This is a genomic window from Paenibacillus sinopodophylli (assembly GCF_005930355.1).
Lineage (GTDB): Bacteria > Bacillota > Bacilli > Paenibacillales > Paenibacillaceae > Pristimantibacillus > Pristimantibacillus sinopodophylli.
Genome location: NZ_VDBO01000070.1, coordinates 1 through 352, shown reverse-complemented (window position 1 = coordinate 352; position 352 = coordinate 1). Strand labels below are relative to the sequence as shown.

4 tRNA genes are annotated in these 352 nt (G+C 53.7%); all 4 read left to right on the top strand.

What is annotated here, in order from left to right:
• The first annotated feature begins 1 nt into the window (after position 1).
• The 4 genes from FGT79_RS30710 to FGT79_RS30695 all read left to right on the top strand — a co-directional run bounded on the left by FGT79_RS30710 (position 2) and on the right by FGT79_RS30695 (position 351).
• Positions 2-76: transfer RNA gene (locus tag FGT79_RS30710), tRNA-Gly, on the top strand.
• Positions 77-83: 7 nt separating this feature from the next.
• Positions 84-157 (top strand) — tRNA-Cys (locus FGT79_RS30705).
• Between the two features lie 22 nt (positions 158-179).
• A tRNA-Arg gene (locus FGT79_RS30700) sits at positions 180-256 on the top strand.
• Between the two features lie 13 nt (positions 257-269).
• A tRNA-Leu gene (locus FGT79_RS30695) sits at positions 270-351 on the top strand.
• Position 352 lies beyond the last annotated feature (1 nt).

Here is a 352-nt window from a genome sequence, read left to right as displayed (position 1 = left end):
TGCGGAAGTGGCTCAGCGGTAGAGCATCGCCTTGCCAAGGCGAGGGTCGCGGGTTCGATTCCCGTCTTCCGCTCCATTTTTTTGGCGCCATAGCCAAGTGGTAAGGCAGAGCTCTGCAAAAGCTCTACCCCCAGTTCGAGTCTGGGTGGCGCCTCCACATTTTTTTTGAAATTTTTTATGTGCCCTTAGCTCAGCTGGATAGAGCGTTTGACTACGAATCAAAAGGCCAGGAGTTCGAATCTCTTAGGGCACGCCATCTTTACTGAATTGCCGATGTGGCGGAATGGCAGACGCGCGCGACTCAAAATCGTGAGGGAAACCGTGGAGGTTCGAGTCCTCTCATCGGCACCAT